Origin of the sequence: Bacillus sp. V26 (assembly GCF_034296245.1) — a bacterium.
In the GTDB taxonomy this organism is placed as follows: Bacteria; Bacillota; Bacilli; order Bacillales; family Bacillaceae; genus Bacillus; species Bacillus halotolerans.
On the sequence record NZ_JAXKQF010000001.1, the window covers coordinates 181,505 to 198,938 of the forward strand.

Below are 17,434 nucleotides of genomic sequence, written 5' to 3' on the forward strand. Positions count from 1 at the left end.
AAGGAAGTGATGGATGTGCCGGAATTACCAGAGGTTGAAACCGTCCGGCGCACTCTGACCGGGCTTGTAAGAGGAAAAACAATCAAATCGGTAGAGATCAGATGGCCGAATATCATCAAACGGCCTGCCGAACCGGAGGAATTTGCGCGAAACTTAGCAGGAGAAACCATCCAGTCCATCGGGAGACGGGGAAAGTTTTTGCTGTTTTACTTAGATCATTACGTCATGGTCTCCCACCTTCGTATGGAAGGGAAGTACGGGCTTCACCAAGAGGAGGAGCCGGACGATAAACACGTGCATGTCATATTTACGATGACGGACGGAACCCAGCTGCGTTACAGGGACGTTCGGAAATTCGGAACCATGCATTTATTTAAACCGGGAGAGGAAGCAGGGGAGCTGCCGCTTTCTCAGCTCGGGCCCGAACCGGATGCAGAAGAATTTACGAGTGCGTATTTGAAAGAACGGCTGGAGAAAACAAACCGAGCTGTCAAAACCGCTCTTCTGGATCAGAAAACGGTCGTCGGACTCGGGAACATTTATGTGGACGAGGCTCTGTTCAGAGCGGGCGTCCATCCCGAGACAAAAGCAAACCAGCTATCAGATAAAAAAATCAAAAAACTTCATGCTGAAATTAAAAATACCCTTCAGGAAGCGATTGATGCCGGTGGAAGCACTGTCCGGTCGTATATCAATTCCCAAGGAGAAATCGGAATGTTTCAGCTGCAGCATTTTGTGTACGGGAAAAAAGATGAGCCCTGCAAAAATTGCGGCACCATGATTACCAAAATTGTCGTCGGAGGCAGAGGCACACATTTTTGCGCCAAGTGCCAGAAAAAATAGAGGAATGCTTCATCGTCCAAGCTGTCGGTGCATATATCAGTAACTCTGTAATAGAGGAAGTGCCGTTTTTCGGAAACACGGATTTTTCACTTTTCCATATACATGATTGTGATGAATCTCCGGGCATTAAACATCTGATACAAGAGCACCAACAGAAAGGAAGAAACGGATATGCAAATGGTTTCTATACTGCTGCTGGCGTTAGCTGTCAGCTTGGACAGTTTTTCAGTCGGATTTACGTATGGATTGCGAAAAATGAAGATACCGCTAAAAGCCATTATTGTCATTGCCTTCTGTTCCGGCACTGTTATGTTTATATCCATGCTGATCGGAAGCTTTCTCACCAAGTTTTTCCCCGTATATGTGACTGAGAAGCTCGGCGGGTTAATATTGGTTGGAATCGGCGTGTGGGTTTTATATCAAGTTTTCAGGCCGGCAAAAGACAAAGACTACTTATTGCATGAAAAAACGCTGCTTAATTTAGAGGTTCGGTCATTGGGCATTGTGATCCATATTTTGAGAAAACCGATGAGTGCGGATATCGACAAATCTGGTGTGATTAATGGAATTGAAGCGGTGTTATTGGGATTCGCCCTGTCGATTGATGCCTTCGGGGCAGGTATGGGAGCTGCCATTCTCGGTTTTTCTCCCATTGCAATGAGCATAATCGTCGCGATTATGAGTTCGCTGTTTGTGTCAGTCGGCATCAATGCCGGCCATATTCTGTCTAAATGGAGATGGATCGATAAAATGGCGTTTTTGCCGGGGCTTCTGCTGATCACGATCGGGCTCTGGAAATTGTAAAAAGGAGTGGATCTCTTGACCTTAGTCATTGGTTTAACGGGAGGAATAGCAAGCGGCAAAAGTACGGTTGCCAATATGCTGATAGATAAAGGAATCACTGTCATAGATGCGGATATCATTGCAAAACAAGCGGTAGAAAAAGGGATGCCGGCCTACCGGCAGATCATTGACGAATTTGGTGAAGACATTCTGCTCGAAAATGGTGATATAGACAGAAGAAAGCTTGGGGCGCTGGTCTTTACAAATGAACAGAAGCGTCTTGCTTTGAATTCAATTGTTCATCCTGCGGTCAGAGAGGAAATGCTCAAGCGGCGTGATGAGTCCATTGCAAATCAGGAGACATTTGTAGTATTAGATATCCCGCTTTTGTTCGAAAGCAAATTGGAGTCTTTAGTGGATAAAATTATTGTGGTCAGTGTGACAAAAGAGCTTCAGCTTGAACGCCTGACCAAGCGCAACCAATTAACGGAGGAAGAAGCGCTTAGCCGGATCCGCTCCCAAATTCCATTAGAGGAAAAAGTGTCAAGAGCGGATAACGTAATAGACAATAGCGGCACACTCGAAGAGACAAAACAGCAGCTTGAGGAAATTCTCAGCTGCTGGGCATAACAAAACACCGTTCATTATGAACGGTGTTTTTGTGATTAAAAATCAAAATTGTCCGGATCAGGACCGACGCGCAGATTTTCATTTAACGCATCAATTCGGTTCATGTCATCCTGTGATAATTCAAAATCAAATATGTTCGCGTTCGCTTTAATTCGATGTTCCTTTGTTGATTTAGGAATGGTGATGACGCCGTGCTGTAAATCCCAGCGTAAAATGATTTGCGCGACGGACTTGTTATATGATGTTGCAATGTCTGTCAGTTCGGGATGATCAAGCAATTGTCCCTGCATTAAAGGTGACCATGCTTCCATTTGAATGCCTTGCTTCTCGCAATAAGCCATCAGCTCTTTTTGCGTGAGGCGCGGGTGGAATTCCACTTGGTTGATCATAGGCTTCATTTCAGCACCCTTCAGCAGATCCTCCAGGTGGTGGATTTGGAAATTGCTCACACCGATCGCTTTGACACGGCCTTCTTTATACAATGTTTCAAGTGCTCTCCAAGCTTCTTTATATTTGCCTTCCACAGGCCAGTGAATGAGGTATAGATCTAAATATTCCAAACCGAGTTTTGACAGGCTTGTTTCAAATGCCGCCAATGTTTCCTCATACCCTAAATCCGCATTCCACACTTTTGATGTGACAAATAGATCCTCTCTGGAGATGCCGGCTTCTTCAATTCCGTGCCGCAAGCCTTCCCCGACTCCCGCTTCATTTCCGTAGATAGCGGCAGTATCAATACTGCGGTAACCGTGAACAATGGCGGTTTTCACCGCATTGACGAGTTCCGATCCTTCTTCCACTTGGAATACACCGAGGCCGAACCACGGCATTTTCACCCCGTTATGAAGTGTTGCTGCTGCTTGTAAATGTGTTGTCATGTTTGTTTCCTCCTTATTGAAATGTTAGGCTGCCTGCCGATCCTGTTTTTCCAGAAGACGGCTCCAGCCTGTTAAGATGACGGCTCCTGCTACCATTAAAGCTCCAATCCACGCGGTATGAATCAGTCCGATGGAATCGGTAATCACGCCTCCCAAAAAAGATCCTAGGGCAATTCCTGCGTTAAATGCTGCAATATTAATCGCGGATGCTACATCTACTGCGCTCGGTACAAAACGTTCAGCCAGCATGACGACATATACTTGCAGGCCGGGCACATTCATAAAGGCCAGCAAGCCCATAAAGAGAATCGTAATGAGGCCAGCAATTTTATAAGGAGCCGTAAATGTTAACGTAAACAGGACGAGCGCCTGTACGATAAACATATAAAACAGCGCGGCGATCGGATTTCGATTGGACAGTTTCCCGCCAATCATATTGCCGATGGCAATGGCAATTCCGTATACGAGCAGGATAATGGCTACAGTGCCGGCCTTAAAGCCCGTCACTTCCTGAAGCAGGGGAGATAGGTAAGTGAACACAACAAATGTTCCTCCGTATCCTAAAGCTGTTATGACAAATAAAAGCAGTAAACGGCCGTTTGTCACAAGCTTCAATTGGTCCCGCATCGTTGTTTTCGTCCCTTTTCGTAAATTGGAAGGGACAAGAATGCCATTTGCAATGCCAGCGATAATGCCGACGGCGATAATAACCATAAAGGCAAACCGCCAGCCGAGCTGCTGGCCGATCAACGTGCCGAAAGGAACTCCGGTTACTGTTGCGACGGTGAGTCCTGTAAACATAATGGAAATCGCACTCGCCCTTTTATTTTCAGGGACAAGATCAGCTGCGATCGTCGAGCCGATCGACATAAACACACCGTGTGAAAAAGCGGATATCACACGTGCTGCTAAAAGAATCCCGATGCTTGAGGCCGACGCGGCCATCGTATTCCCGGCGATAAAAATGATCATGATCCAAAGCAATAGCGTCTTTCGTGACATGCTTGAGGTCAATGACGTTAAAATAGGCGCGCCGAACGTAACACCCAGTGCGTATAGCGAAACGGTCAATCCCGCTGTTGTTACAGGAATGTGTAAATCATCAGATATTAACGGCAAAAGGCCGACGCTGATAAATTCGGTTGTCCCTATCGCGAATGCACTAATGGCGAGAGCCAGAAGTGCAGGAATGCTGCTTTTATTGGCTGAAGTCATTCAAGTTCCTCCTTTTCTGTTATGTGTTGTATGATTGAAATTCTGCCGAACAAGCTATATAAATAAAAGAGCAGATTCAATTCAGCCGGCAAATGTGATTATGAAAGATATCATCAAAAAAGAAAAGTACGTACTTTTAAGTGCTATAGTCACTTTTTGGTGCCTGTAAGGAGAGTGAACCTCATGGAGAAGAAAAAATATAACATTTCAGTTGAAGCGACTCTTGAAGTAATAGGCGGGAAATGGAAATGCGTGATTTTATGCCACCTGACACACGGAAAAAAACGAACAAGTGAGTTAAAGCGTTTAATGCCGAATATCACTCAAAAAATGCTGACCCAGCAGCTGCGTGAGCTGGAAGCTGACGGTGTCATTAACCGTATCGTGTACAATCAGGTTCCTCCGAAAGTGGAATACGAACTGAGTGAATACGGCCGCAGCTTAGAAGGCATTTTAGATATGCTCTGCGATTGGGGAGCGAATCATATCAACAAGGTATACGGCGATACTTTCTCTGTATTAGAAGAAAGTGTGCTCAATGATAAATTGAAACAGGAATCATAAGAAAATAAAGCAGGCAGTGCGTAGCGCTGGCTGCTTTTTTGATTCTTTATCCTCATATTGTGTGCAAGAAAACGTATGATACATCATAAATTAGCGTTATAATCGTTGATTTTTATCAATATGTACTGGCGAATTCTTTTTAATGTGTTATACTAATTTCAGATGACAACAATTTAGAATGACATAATTGATGAGGGGTGACCAACGTGAAGGTAAAAGTAGCGATAAACGGGTTTGGAAGAATCGGAAGAATGGTCTTTAGAAAAGCAATGTTAGACGATCAAATTCAAGTAGTGGCTATTAACGCCAGCTATTCGGCTGAAACGCTGGCTCATTTAATAAAGTATGACACAAATCACGGACGGTACGACAAAGAGGTTGAGGCTGGAGAAGACAGTCTGATTGTGAATGGAAAAAAAGTACTCTTGTTAAATAGCCGTGATCCGCAACAGCTGCCTTGGCGGGAATATGATATTGACATTGTCGTTGAAGCAACAGGGAAGTTTAATTCAAAAGAAAAAGCGATGGGACATATTGAAGCGGGCGCGAAAAAAGTCATTCTGACCGCTCCGGGGAAAAATGAAGACGTTACCATTGTGATGGGTGTTAATGAAGACCAATTTGATGCTGAACGCCACGTCATTATTTCAAACGCGTCATGCACGACAAATTGCCTTGCACCGGTTGTGAAAGTGCTTGATGATGAATTTGGCATTGAGAGCGGTCTAATGACGACAGTGCACGCTTATACGAACGATCAAAAAAATATTGATAATCCGCACAAAGATTTGCGCCGCGCCCGGGCATGCGGTGAATCCATCATTCCGACGACAACAGGAGCGGCAAAGGCGCTTTCGCTTGTTCTGCCTCACCTGAAAGGAAAGCTTCACGGTCTCGCATTGCGTGTGCCTGTACCGAACGTCTCATTAGTTGATCTTGTTGTCGACTTGAAAACGGATGTAACGGCAGAAGAGGTAAACGAAGCATTCAAACAGGCTGCCAAAACGTCAATGTACGGAGTGCTTGATTATTCGGATGAACCGCTCGTGTCGACAGATTATAATACGAATCCGCATTCGGCGGTTATTGACGGGCTTACGACAATGGTGATGGAAGACAGGAAAGTAAAGGTTCTCGCATGGTATGACAATGAATGGGGCTACTCATGCAGAGTAGTTGATCTCATCCGCCATGTGGCGGCACGAATGAAACATCCATCTGCTGTATAGAATAAGGTCATGGACACAATTTAAGAAAAAACCCTTAACAGCATATTTCTGAAAAAACGCTTCTTGCAAATTAGACTTAAACACAGTATACTATTTTTCGTGAACTTCTTGCTTGAGACTGTTTCGGGATTACTTAAAGGGTTAGGACCTCTCCGGACTAACTTTCCCCCGTGGTAAATAGCCGACCCAGTTGTTGGAACTTCACTTTTTAATTCTTGTTAAGGGGGGTCCATGACTATGGAAACAATGGGGCGTCACGTTATCTCCGAGCTATGGGGATGCGATTTTGATAAGCTGAATGACATGGATTTTATTGAAAAAACGTTTGTAAATGCTGCTTTAAAATCAGGAGCTGAGGTGCGCGAGGTTGCATTTCACAAATTTGCACCGCAGGGCGTAAGCGGAGTCGTTATTATTTCTGAATCACATTTAACGATTCACAGTTTTCCTGAGCACGGATATGCAAGCATTGATGTTTATACTTGTGGAGACTTAGATCCTAATGTCGCTGCTGACTACATTGCAGAGGCATTACATGCTGATACAAGAGAAAACATTGAAATACCAAGAGGAATGGGGCCTGTGCAGATTAAACAGGCGCAAGCGAAAGTCCTATAAAGTAAACACGAACACAAAGGGAGCTGGAGCTAGAAAGCCGTTACGCGCTTTTTAGCTTATGCTCCTTTTATTTTTATGAACAAACAGGGGCGGCTAGCTTTTTCTTTTTCCGTTTTTTTTGTAAAATAAGAAAGAGATATGTCATAAACCGCCTGATGCTGTTAGATACAGCCTAAACAACGGCTCTCCCGACAGATGCCTGTCACATCACTTTATAGCCGGAGGCTGCCGAATATACATTGCAGGGAACGAAATAGTTGGGAGCTGATTTTATTGAAATGTCCTTCATGCCAGCATAACGGAACGCGAGTCCTCGATTCACGGCCTGTGGATGACGGAAAATCCATTCGCAGAAGACGGGAATGCGAAGCCTGCCATTACCGCTTTACTACCTTTGAGAAAGTGGAGGAAACCCCGCTCATCGTTGTAAAAAAAGAAGGCGTGCGAGAGGAATTCAGCAGGGAAAAAATGCTGCGCGGCCTTATTAAAGCGTGTGAAAAAAGGCCTGTTTCACTCAAAACGCTGGAAGATATGTGTTTTGACATTGAAAAAGAACTGCGCAATCAAGGCTGTTCCGAAGTGAAAAGCGAGTTCGTCGGAGAAATGGTCATGGACCGCCTGGCTAAGGTTGATGAAGTCGCATACGTGCGGTTCGCGTCCGTCTATAGGCAGTTTAAAGATATTAATGTCTTTATCGATGAATTAAAAGATTTAATAAAGAAAGAGCGTTAAAGAGCTAAAAGGATTCTTCTAGCTCTTTTCTCATGTGCAAAATTGGCATTTGATAGATATTCGAAACGGTGTAAAATGAGAGGTAGAAACATAATCGGAAGGTTTGAGAATGTATGGCTGACTATTGGAAAGATGTACTGCCTGTAGACCCTTATGTGGTGAAGAGCAAATCAATGCTGCAGGATATTGACAGACAAATTATTACACAACTGTACCAGCCCTTAATCGGCCCTGTTGCATTCTCTCTTTATATGACATTGTGGGGAGAACTTGAACAAAACCGTCTGTGGGGCGGAGAATCCACACATAGACAGCTGATGGGAATGACCCAGTCCAATTTGAAAACGATCCATCAGGAACAGGGGAAGCTCGAGGGCATCGGATTGGTAAAAGTATATATGAAAGAATCCGAGCGGCAGGAGCGCCTCTTTATATATGAACTGCTGCCGCCGCTGCGGCCGAATGAATTTTTCGAAGACGGCATGCTGAACGTTTTTCTGTATAACAGAGTCGGAAAAACAAAATATCAGCAGTTAAAACAATTTTTTACGCATCCGGCGATTTCAGAAGACGCCAAAGAAATTACAAGGCCGTTTAATCATGCGTTTGAATCACTGCAGCCGAGTGAATGGAAGCTCACATCCGATATGGAGGAAACGGTGAGACTTGCGACGGGAAGGGAGTATACAACTGTCGGACAGGCTCCGTCCTATACCGTTACAGAGGATGTGTTCGATTTTGATTTGTTTTTAGCGGGGCTTTCGGAGACGATGATTCCAAGAAAAGCAATGACACAGCAGGTGCGGGAAACGATTAAAAAGCTTTCTTATTTGTACGGCATTGATCCTTTGCAGATGCAAAACGTCGTCATGAGCGCGATCGATGAGCATGAAGTGATTACCACCGAAGCTTTAAGAAAAGCAGCAAGCGACTGGTACCAAATTGAGAGGAACGGACAGCTGCCAGACTTAGTGGAGAAAACACAGCCGGTACATCTGCGCGAAGGCGGAAAACCGGCAGAAGAGGATTCGCTGGATAGTGAGCTGATCGCATTGCTGGAGGTCATCTCACCGAAAAAGCTTCTTCAGGATATCGCGGACGGAACCGAACCGTCAAAAGCAGATCTAAAAATTATAGAAGAAATTATGTTTGAACAGAAGCTGGAGCCAGGCGTCACAAATGTATTGATTTATTACGTCATGCTGAAAACCGACATGAAGCTGTCGAAAAATTATATACAAAAAATTGCCTCCCATTGGGCGCGCAAAAAAGTCAAAACGGTCAGAGAAGCGATGAAGCTTGCCATAGAAGAAAACCGCCAGTATCTCGAATGGGCTGAAGGGAAAACGAGCCAATCTTCTAAACGAAATCAAAAAGTGATTCGCGAGGAAAAACTTCCTGACTGGATGAAAGAAAAGAAAACGGCTTCCGATTCTGAAACCGGACAGCACATGCTGCATGAACAGGACTTGGAAGAACAGAAGAAAAAGATGATGGAAGAAATGAAAAAACTGAAAAAATACTCTGCCTATTAAGAGCAGAGATGCGGGGTGAAGTAATACATGGAACCAATCAGCCGTTCCCTGCAGGGCGTAACCGGCAGACCGGATTTCCAAAAGCGTCTTGAACAAATGAAAGAAAAAGTGATGAAGGATCAAGACGTTCAGGCATTTTTAAAGGAAAATGAAGACGTCATCGATCAAAAAATGATTGAAAGAAGCTTAAATAAGCTTTATGAATATATTGGACAGAGCAAGCACTGCTCTTATTGTTCAGAAGACGAAAACAGCAATAATCTGTTGGAGGGCTACCATCCGAAGCTTGTGATGACCGGCCGCTCTATTGATATCGAGTATTACGAATGCCCGGTCAAACGAAAGCTCGATCAGCAGAAAAAACAGAAGTCTCTCATGAAAAGCATGTATATTCAGCAGGACCTTCTCGGAGCGACCTTCCAGCAGGTCGATATTAATGATCCGAGCAGACTTGCAATGTTCCAGCATGTCACGGATTTTCTGAAAAGCTATAATGAGACGGGAAAAGGGAAAGGATTATATTTGTACGGCAAGTTCGGTGTAGGAAAAACCTTTATGCTCGCCGCTATTGCCAATGAGCTGGCGGAAAAAGAGTATTCCTCCATGATCGTCTATGTGCCCGAATTTGTCAGAGAGCTGAAAAATTCGCTTCAAGATCATTCGTTGGAAGAAAAGCTGAACATGGTAAAAACCACGCCTGTATTGATGCTCGACGACATCGGAGCAGAATCGATGACGAGCTGGGTCAGGGATGAAGTTATCGGAACAGTGCTTCAGCACAGAATGTCCCAGCAGCTGCCGACTTTCTTCTCTTCTAATTTCTCGCCTGATGAGCTGAAGCATCATTTTACGTATTCGCAAAGGGGAGAAAAGGAAGAAGTGAAAGCGGCAAGATTAATGGAGCGGATTTTATATCTGGCTGCTCCCATCCGTCTTGACGGAGAAAACCGCCGCCATTAATAACCGCTGCGGTTCAAAGGGGAAGGAACTGAGGGTATGAAACTTAAAACGGCTGTTAAATGGCTGGCAGTGCTTGCGGGAGCAGGCTTGATTTTTTGGGCAAATAAAAGGTATTTAAATCTATCTCCGAAAGAAATCCGGATATGGGTTTTATCATTCGGCATCTTTGCGCCGCTTATCTTTATCGGGATATCGATCGTCAGGCCGCTTGTATTATTTCCGGTATCAGTTATTTCTATTGCGGGCGGTCTGGCCTTTGGCCCGATTCTCGGCACGCTTTACACACTATTCGGGTCGATGTGCGCTTCGGCTGTCTCATTTTTTGCAGCCGGTCTGTTGGCGGCAAAAACCAACAGCCGTCACGAAAGGCTGGAAAACATCCAGAAACAGATGGAGGAAAACGGTTTTTTCTATATCTTTCTTCTGCGGATCCTTCCGATTAATTTTGACTTTGTCAGCTATGCGGCAGGACTTTCTAATGTCAAGCCGCTCCCATATTTTGCGGCGACGGCTGCGGGAATCATCCCTGGGACCGTTGCACTGAACGTGCTGGGAGCAAGCTTTTTCACGGGCAATTTGCCCGCCTTCTTTCTCGTCCTCGGATTCTATCTCATTTTTATGGCGCTGCCATTTATCTTCAGAAGGAAAATGCAAAGCCTGTTTCAAGAATCAAATTAAGATTTGCCGGTGACCTTTACGTCTATTTTAAAAACATCCCCCATATACTTGTAACAGATGCCGTAAGGGGGGACAAACATGCTTGAAATAATCTTTGAAGATGACCATGATACAGCCGCTTTTTTACATCTCATTCAGCATTCGGACGATCGGAAAAACATCATTGTCCGTGAAGGCATACGAAAAATCGGGATTGAAAAAGCTGAGCCGGCTTTCTCTATTCAGGGTTTTATGGAGCCGATTCTGGTCAAGTTTTTTTTAGATTGCAAAGAAGACGAGCATATGCTGTCGTTGATTGAAGAGACGTATTGTTTCACGGACCAGGATGAGCAGCAGCAAATCCTTCAGCTCGCACACAGTATTATAGAAGGAGAAGCTGATGTTCTTCCGTTTGAACCGATGAAGCCGCCGCGTAAGCAGTGTATTTTAGATGAGCTCCAAACGATTTGTTTAGAGGAAGGGGTATTTTCAATTCGTTCCTTTCAAACCTTTCGCCTCGGAAAGTACTACGAACAGCTTAGAGAAACTGTGGAAGCGGCAATAGACGAATATAAGATGGAGCAGGAGTACCAAAACTTTATTCAGACACTCAGAGATTATGTAATGGCTAAACCGCCGCGAATCAAAAAGGTGCACATTGTCCATGATGGTTCATTTATACTGTGGGAGATGCGCTATGTGCCGGAACGGGAAAAAATGAAATACATAGACAGGCGATTTGTCCGGGATCATCCCATGTACATTGACTCCCATTTGCTTGCGCCGCTGATCTCCATCGCGCCTGATGAGGTGATTCTCTATACAGACCAGCCCGAGCATATGATGGTAAGGACGATTCAAAACGTATTTCAAGAGCGTGTGCAAATGCTTCCGCTTCAGGCGTTTTCAAACGCTGAAACACCGGTCAAGCACTCAGAGGGATAAGTGCCGGCAGCCTGTAAACATAAGGCTGCCGCTTGAAAAAAAGGAAATACAATCGTGTTGATTTTTTGGAACGAACAATTTATAATACATAGGAGATTAAGATTGACACACGTACTGATAAGGACATGAAGGAATGAAACCGGCTTAAAGAGAGGGAAGTCACGGCTGCAAGCTTCCCAGCTAAGGACCATTCGCTTTACCGCCTTTGAACCTCAGCTGTGAACCCCTTTATAAGGAACAGTAATAGCTGACGGGAACTCCCGTTACAGAGTTTAGAGCCGCAGGTGCCGGTGTATTGGCTTGCGGAAAAAAGGGTGGAACCACGATTCCGTTTATTCAACCTCGTCCCTTTCATAGGGGGCGGGGTTTTTATATGCAAAAAAAGGAGTGACAATGATGTCAGATATGGTAAAAATCACATTTCCTGATGGAGCAGTCAAGGAGTTTGCGAAAGGAACAACAACAGAAGATATCGCGGCATCCATCAGTCCGGGATTAAAAAAGAAATCATTAGCCGGAAAACTGAACGGAAAAGAAATCGATTTGAAAACGCCGATCAACGAAGACGGCACTGTGGAAATCATTACTGAAGGATCAGAAGAGGGTCTTGAGATTATGCGCCACAGTACGGCTCACTTGCTGGCACAAGCGATTAAACGCATTTACAAAGACGTGAAATTCGGTGTCGGTCCTGTTATCGAAAACGGTTTTTACTATGATGTAGAAATGGAAGAAGCGATTACGCCGGAGGATCTGCCGAAAATCGAGAAAGAAATGAAAAAAATCGTCAATGCGAACCTTCCGATCGTTCGAAAAGAAGTCAGCCGTGAAGAAGCGAAAGCCCGCTTTGCGGAAATCGGCGATGACCTGAAGCTTGAACTGCTGGATGCGATTCCTGAGGGAGAAACCGTATCGATTTACGAGCAGGGCGAATTCTTTGACCTGTGCCGCGGCGTACACGTTCCATCAACAGGAAAAATTAAAGAGTTTAAGCTGTTAAGCCTTGCAGGTGCATATTGGCGCGGTGACAGCAATAATCAAATGCTTCAGCGTGTATACGGAACAGCTTTCTTCAAAAAAGCTGATCTTGACGAGCATCTTCGCATGCTTGAAGAAGCAAAAGAGCGTGACCACAGAAAACTTGGCAAAGAATTAAAGCTGTTTGCGAATTCTCAAAAAGTCGGACAAGGTCTGCCGCTTTGGCTGCCAAAAGGCGCGACAATCCGCCGCACAATCGAACGCTACATCGTCGATAAAGAAATCAGCCTCGGCTATGAACACGTCTATACACCAGTGCTTGGAAGCAAAGAGCTGTATGAAACATCAGGACACTGGGATCATTATCAAGAAGGCATGTTCCCTCCGATGGAAATGGATAATGAAACACTTGTGCTCCGTCCGATGAACTGCCCGCACCATATGATGATTTATAAAAACGATATTCACAGCTACCGTGAGCTTCCGATTCGTATCGCTGAACTCGGCACAATGCACCGCTACGAAATGTCAGGTGCGCTGTCAGGTCTTCAGCGGGTGCGCGGCATGACACTGAATGATGCCCACATCTTTGTCCGCCCGGATCAGATTAAGGATGAGTTTATCCGGACAGTTCGTTTGATTCAGGACGTATATGAAGATTTCGGCTTGCACGATTACACATTCCGTCTGTCTTATCGTGATCCGGAAGACACAGAGAAATACTTTGATGACGATGAAATGTGGAACAAAGCGCAATCTATGCTGAAAGCGGCAATGGACGAAATTGGCCATGACTATTACGAAGCAGAAGGCGAAGCTGCATTCTACGGCCCTAAACTTGATGTTCAGGTGAAAACAGCGATCGGCAAGGAAGAAACATTGTCTACTGTTCAGCTGGACTTCTTGCTGCCTGAACGCTTCGATCTGACATATATCGGTGAAGACGGCAAGCAGCATCGTCCGGTTGTTATTCACAGAGGTGTGGTATCAACAATGGAACGCTTTGTTGCATTCCTAATCGAAGAGCATAAAGGCGCACTTCCAACATGGCTTGCACCGGTTCAGTTCCAAGTTATCCCGGTTTCTCCGGCTGTGCATTTGGATTATGCGAAACAAGTACAAGAGCGCCTGCAGCGTGAAGGCCTGCGTGTAGAAGTCGACAGTCGTGATGAAAAAATTGGCTACAAAATCCGCGAAGCGCAAATGCAAAAAATTCCGTACATGCTTGTGGTCGGTGACCAAGAAGCAGAAAACGGTGCGGTAAACGTCCGTAAATACGGAGAGCAGAAGTCTGAAACCATTTCACTTGATGATTTTGTGAAAAAGGCTGTAGCTGAAGCGAAGAAATAATACAAAAAAGCATGATCTCATGAAAGAGATCATGCTTTTTTATTTATGTTCTAAAATAGGAAACAAATCATGAAGGCTGCTGATGATGTGATCAGGCGTCACTTCTGTTTCATTTTTCTTATCCGTCCGGTTGATCCATACGGTTTTGATACCGGCTCTGGAAGCGCCTAAAATGTCTGTATTCAGGTTATCGCCGACCATGATGGCATCCTCTTTCTGGATCTTCATCAGCTGCAGGCAATGCTCGAAAATAGAAGCATCAGGTTTCCCTTTGCCAAAAGCGCCTGAGATGACAATTTCATTGAAATAAGGGGCGAGCTCAGGCACGCCGGCGAGCTTCTCCTTTTGCAGACTCGGATCGCCGTTAGTCAAAAGCAGCAACTCATACTTTCCTTTTAATTGATCAAGCACATCAAATGTTTCATCGTAAACAAACGGGCGTTTTCGGCGTTCCGCTGCAAAAAACTCTCCCAAATATTCACCATATGCCGGATCGTCGACACCAAGCGCTTTCAGGCCGTTTGTCCATGCGTTTCGTCTGTACTCCGGCACAATCTTATTCAGCTTCTGAAATCCTTCACTGATCGGCTCGGAGAAATTCGACCACAGCCCTTCAAACGGGTTAATGCCGATCATCACCGTATAAGGGTATGTCTCGTAAGACATGTACAATTCTCTCGCCGCTTCCCGAACAGCTGCTTCGAATTCCTCAGGGTCAAGACCATATTTTTTCTCGGCCTGTAAACATGTTTCAGCAAATGTTGTTCTGACGCTTTTCTCATCCCAAAGTAGTGTATCGTCTAAATCAAAAAATACGGCTTTCATGATCTTCTCCTCTGCTTCAGATTCAATTCTTTCTGCCAAAAGGCTCATGTTTATTCTACAATAGATAAAAGCCTTGTGAAATATGTTTTCAGATGATTTTAAAAAAACAGTCAGCCATGAAACGATTTGCCGAAAAAATGATAAAATGAAATGGGAAAGAACAGGTGACACAGATGATTCAATTAATGATCATGATGCTGGAAAGGGTAGGGATTATTGTTATATTGGGATTTATTCTGGCCCACACTAAACTTTTCAGACAGGCACTTCAAAATCCGGAGGGCTACAAAGGAAAAGTCGTATTGATTTCTATTTTTTCTCTTTTCAGCATCATCAGCAATTATACCGGCATCGAAATTCAAAAACATATGATTGTGAATAATGATTGGGTGTTTACAATAGATCCGTCGGGCTCTATTGCCAATACCCGTATTTTGGGCGTTGAAATAGGCGGGCTTTTGGGCGGGCCGTTTGTAGGAGCGGGAATCGGTTTATTAGCAGGCCTTCATCGTTTTTCGCTCGGCGGCAGCACGGCTTTAAGCTGTGCGGTCTCATCCGTTTTAGCAGGGTTTCTTGCGGGATGGATCGGCAGGTATTTTACGAAGCGCTATCGTATGCCGACACCGCGTATCGCAGCCCTCGTCGGGATCGGTATGGAGACCTTGCAAATGGTCATTATTTTGCTGATGGCAAAGCCGTTCAATGACGCTTGGGAGCTTGTCAGCATGATCGGGATTCCGATGATCCTCATTAACGGAACAGGCAGCTTTATTTTCCTGTCGATTATTCAAGCCATTATTCGCAAGGAAGAACAGGCAAGGGCGCTTGAAACGCACAGGGTGCTGACCATTGCCGATCAGACGCTTCCTTTTTTCCGTCAAGGGTTAAATGAAAGCTCTTGTAAAAGTGTAGCGGCCATCATCCATAAGATGACCGGAACGGATGCGGTATCTCTGACGGACAATGAGAAAATACTTGCGCATGTCGGCGCGGGAATGGACCATCATATCCCATCTAAAAGCCTGATCACAGGCCTGTCTAAAAAGGTAATTAAAACAGGGCGTATCATGAAGGCTACTTCACAGGAAGAGATTGAATGCACCCATTCGGAATGCCCTTTGCACGCAGCGATTGTACTGCCTTTGACATCAAACGGCAACACAATCGGAACGTTAAAAATGTATTTTAAAAGCCCGGCCGGTCTCAGTCAGGTAGAGGAGGAGCTTGCCGAGGGGCTGGCCATGCTGTTTTCGACACAGCTTGAGCTCGGTGAAGCCGAGCTGCAAAGCAAGCTTCTGAAGGATGCGGAAATCAAAGCGCTTCAAGCACAGGTTAACCCGCATTTTTTATTTAACGCCATCAATACGATTTCTGCTTTATGCCGGACAGATGTTGAAAAAACCCGTAAGCTTTTGCTGCAGCTTAGCGTGTACTTTCGTTCTAATCTCCAGGGAGCAAGACAGCTGCTGATCCCGCTTTCAAAGGAGCTGAACCATCTTCAAGCCTATCTGTCATTAGAACAGGCGCGTTTTCCCGGGAAATATAAGATTGAGCTTGATATTGACAGCAGGCTGGAACAAATTGAGATTCCTCCGTTTGTCTTGCAGGTGCTTGTTGAAAACGCATTACGGCACGCATTTCCAAAAAAACAAGACATGTGCAAGGTAACGGTTTGTGTCTTATCTGATGAGTCATTCGTCTATATGAAGGTCACGGACAATGGGCGCGGAATTCCGCCTGACGTCTTGCCGGAACTGGGGAATAAACCGCTGCCTTCTAAGGAAGGAACAGGGACTGCGCTTTATAATCTGAATCAGCGGCTGGTCGGTTTATTCGGCCAGCAGGCTGCATTACATATCAAGAGTGAGGTACATAAAGGGACAGAGGTTTCCTTTCAAGTACCTATGCAACAAATGAAAGAGGGAGAAGAACATGCTCAGGGTGTTAATAGTTGATGATGAGATTCTGGCAAGAGATGAACTGGCTTATTTACTCAAAAGGACAAATGAGGAATTAGAAATCAATGAAGCGGAAAATATTGAATCAGCGTTTGACCAAATGATGGATCAAAAGCCTGATTTGCTGTTTTTAGACGTTGACTTATCCGGAGAGAATGGTTTTGATATCGCAAAACGATTGAAGAATATGAAGAACCCCCCGGCTATTGTGTTTGCGACGGCCTATGACCAGTATGCACTTAAAGCTTTTGAAGTAGACGCTCTTGATTACTTAACCAAACCTTTCGATGAAGAAAGGGTTAGGCAAACAATGAAAAAGTATAAAAAGGTAAAGCGGGAGATTGATGAACCAGAACAGATCAGCCATGCCAGCCAGCATAAATTAGCCTTATCTGTCGGTGAATCGATTGTGATTGTGGATACGAAGGATATAATCTTTGCGGGAACCGAAGACGGCCATGTCCATGTAAAAACCTTTGATGCATCTTATTCAGTCAATGATACGCTCGTTGTCATTGAAAAAAAGCTGCCGGAAACTGATTTTCTCCGCGTCCATCGAAGCTTTGTCGTTAATACTGAGTACATCAAAGAGATACAGCCATGGTTTAATTCCACCTATAATCTGATCATGAAAGACGGATCGAAAATACCGGTCAGCCGGACATATGCCAAGGAATTAAAAAAGCTGCTCCATATTTGAAGGGGCGGCTTTTTGTATTTCATCCTTTTTATGC

The 17,434-nt window shown here is 44.7% G+C and carries 16 protein-coding genes and 1 pseudogene; 14 read left to right on the forward strand and 3 right to left on the reverse strand.

Going from position 1 to position 17,434, the window contains the following annotated elements; genetic code table 11:
• The first annotated feature begins 15 nt into the window (after window positions 1-15).
• The 3 genes and pseudogenes from mutM (at window position 16) to coaE (ending at window position 2,256) form a co-directional block, all read left to right on the forward strand.
• Window positions 16-843, forward strand: coding sequence for a DNA-formamidopyrimidine glycosylase (gene mutM / locus UJ203_RS00975; RefSeq protein ID WP_322008420.1), 828 nt, complete (start codon window positions 16-18; stop codon window positions 841-843).
• Between the two features lie 153 nt (window positions 844-996).
• A pseudogene (gene ytaF, locus UJ203_RS00980) lies at window positions 997-1,647 on the forward strand (sporulation membrane protein YtaF); the annotation flags it as partial.
• Between the two features lie 15 nt (window positions 1,648-1,662).
• On the forward strand, window positions 1,663-2,256 hold the full coding sequence (gene coaE, locus UJ203_RS00985) for a dephospho-CoA kinase (protein WP_095714231.1): 594 nt from the start codon (window positions 1,663-1,665) through the stop codon (window positions 2,254-2,256).
• A gap of 35 nt (window positions 2,257-2,291) precedes the next feature.
• On the opposite strand, the gene UJ203_RS00990 is transcribed toward coaE, so the two are convergent.
• Window positions 2,292-3,134 carry an aldo/keto reductase gene (locus UJ203_RS00990; protein ID WP_322008421.1) on the reverse strand — a complete coding sequence of 281 codons (843 nt, stop codon included), beginning with the start codon at window positions 3,132-3,134 and terminating at the stop codon, window positions 2,292-2,294.
• A gap of 24 nt (window positions 3,135-3,158) precedes the next feature.
• On the reverse strand, window positions 3,159-4,349 hold the full coding sequence (locus UJ203_RS00995; RefSeq protein ID WP_322008422.1) for an MFS transporter: 1,191 nt from the start codon (window positions 4,347-4,349) through the stop codon (window positions 3,159-3,161).
• A 183-nt stretch (window positions 4,350-4,532) separates the two neighbouring features.
• Between UJ203_RS00995 and UJ203_RS01000 the strand changes: the two genes are divergently transcribed.
• The 9 genes from UJ203_RS01000 (at window position 4,533) to thrS (ending at window position 13,917) form a co-directional block, all read left to right on the forward strand.
• Window positions 4,533-4,913 carry a winged helix-turn-helix transcriptional regulator gene (locus UJ203_RS01000; protein WP_024122445.1) on the forward strand — a complete coding sequence of 127 codons (381 nt, stop codon included), beginning with the start codon at window positions 4,533-4,535 and terminating at the stop codon, window positions 4,911-4,913.
• 206 nt (window positions 4,914-5,119) lie between these two features.
• The gene (locus tag UJ203_RS01005) at window positions 5,120-6,142 is read left to right on the forward strand and encodes a glyceraldehyde-3-phosphate dehydrogenase (protein WP_059293437.1); all 1,023 of its coding nucleotides are present in this window, start codon (window positions 5,120-5,122) and stop codon (window positions 6,140-6,142) included.
• A gap of 237 nt (window positions 6,143-6,379) precedes the next feature.
• The gene (speD, locus tag UJ203_RS01010) at window positions 6,380-6,760 is read left to right on the forward strand and encodes an adenosylmethionine decarboxylase (protein WP_003223584.1); all 381 of its coding nucleotides are present in this window, start codon (window positions 6,380-6,382) and stop codon (window positions 6,758-6,760) included.
• Window positions 6,761-7,033: 273 nt separating this feature from the next.
• The gene (nrdR, locus tag UJ203_RS01015; RefSeq protein WP_010335260.1) at window positions 7,034-7,492 is read left to right on the forward strand and encodes a transcriptional regulator NrdR; all 459 of its coding nucleotides are present in this window, start codon (window positions 7,034-7,036) and stop codon (window positions 7,490-7,492) included.
• A 113-nt stretch (window positions 7,493-7,605) separates the two neighbouring features.
• A complete protein-coding gene (dnaB, locus tag UJ203_RS01020; protein WP_322008423.1) occupies window positions 7,606-9,027 on the forward strand; it encodes a replication initiation membrane attachment protein DnaB in 1,422 nt (473 codons plus the stop codon).
• Window positions 9,028-9,054: 27 nt separating this feature from the next.
• A complete protein-coding gene (gene dnaI / locus UJ203_RS01025) occupies window positions 9,055-9,987 on the forward strand; it encodes a primosomal protein DnaI (RefSeq protein ID WP_024122442.1) in 933 nt (310 codons plus the stop codon).
• A gap of 36 nt (window positions 9,988-10,023) precedes the next feature.
• Window positions 10,024-10,665, forward strand: coding sequence for a TVP38/TMEM64 family protein (locus UJ203_RS01030; RefSeq protein WP_202852742.1), 642 nt, complete (start codon window positions 10,024-10,026; stop codon window positions 10,663-10,665).
• Between the two features lie 78 nt (window positions 10,666-10,743).
• Window positions 10,744-11,589, forward strand: coding sequence for a putative sporulation protein YtxC (gene ytxC / locus UJ203_RS01035; protein WP_322008424.1), 846 nt, complete (start codon window positions 10,744-10,746; stop codon window positions 11,587-11,589).
• Between the two features lie 396 nt (window positions 11,590-11,985).
• The gene (gene thrS / locus UJ203_RS01040) at window positions 11,986-13,917 is read left to right on the forward strand and encodes a threonine--tRNA ligase (RefSeq protein ID WP_010335257.1); all 1,932 of its coding nucleotides are present in this window, start codon (window positions 11,986-11,988) and stop codon (window positions 13,915-13,917) included.
• Between the two features lie 39 nt (window positions 13,918-13,956).
• Here thrS and UJ203_RS01045 read toward each other — a convergent pair whose 3' ends face one another.
• Window positions 13,957-14,742 (reverse strand): HAD family hydrolase, encoded by a 786-nt coding sequence (locus UJ203_RS01045; protein ID WP_044153932.1) that lies wholly within the window; start codon window positions 14,740-14,742, stop codon window positions 13,957-13,959.
• Window positions 14,743-14,915: 173 nt separating this feature from the next.
• Between UJ203_RS01045 and lytS the strand changes: the two genes are divergently transcribed.
• Together lytS and UJ203_RS01055 are read left to right on the forward strand one after the other, a co-directional pair.
• Window positions 14,916-16,697, forward strand: coding sequence for a two-component system sensor histidine kinase LytS (lytS, locus tag UJ203_RS01050; RefSeq protein WP_322008425.1), 1,782 nt, complete (start codon window positions 14,916-14,918; stop codon window positions 16,695-16,697).
• Window positions 16,675-17,400 carry a LytR/AlgR family response regulator transcription factor gene (locus UJ203_RS01055; protein ID WP_105990235.1) on the forward strand — a complete coding sequence of 242 codons (726 nt, stop codon included), beginning with the start codon at window positions 16,675-16,677 and terminating at the stop codon, window positions 17,398-17,400. Before lytS ends, UJ203_RS01055 begins: the two co-directional genes overlap by 23 nt.
• The last annotated feature ends 34 nt before the right edge of the window (window positions 17,401-17,434 follow it).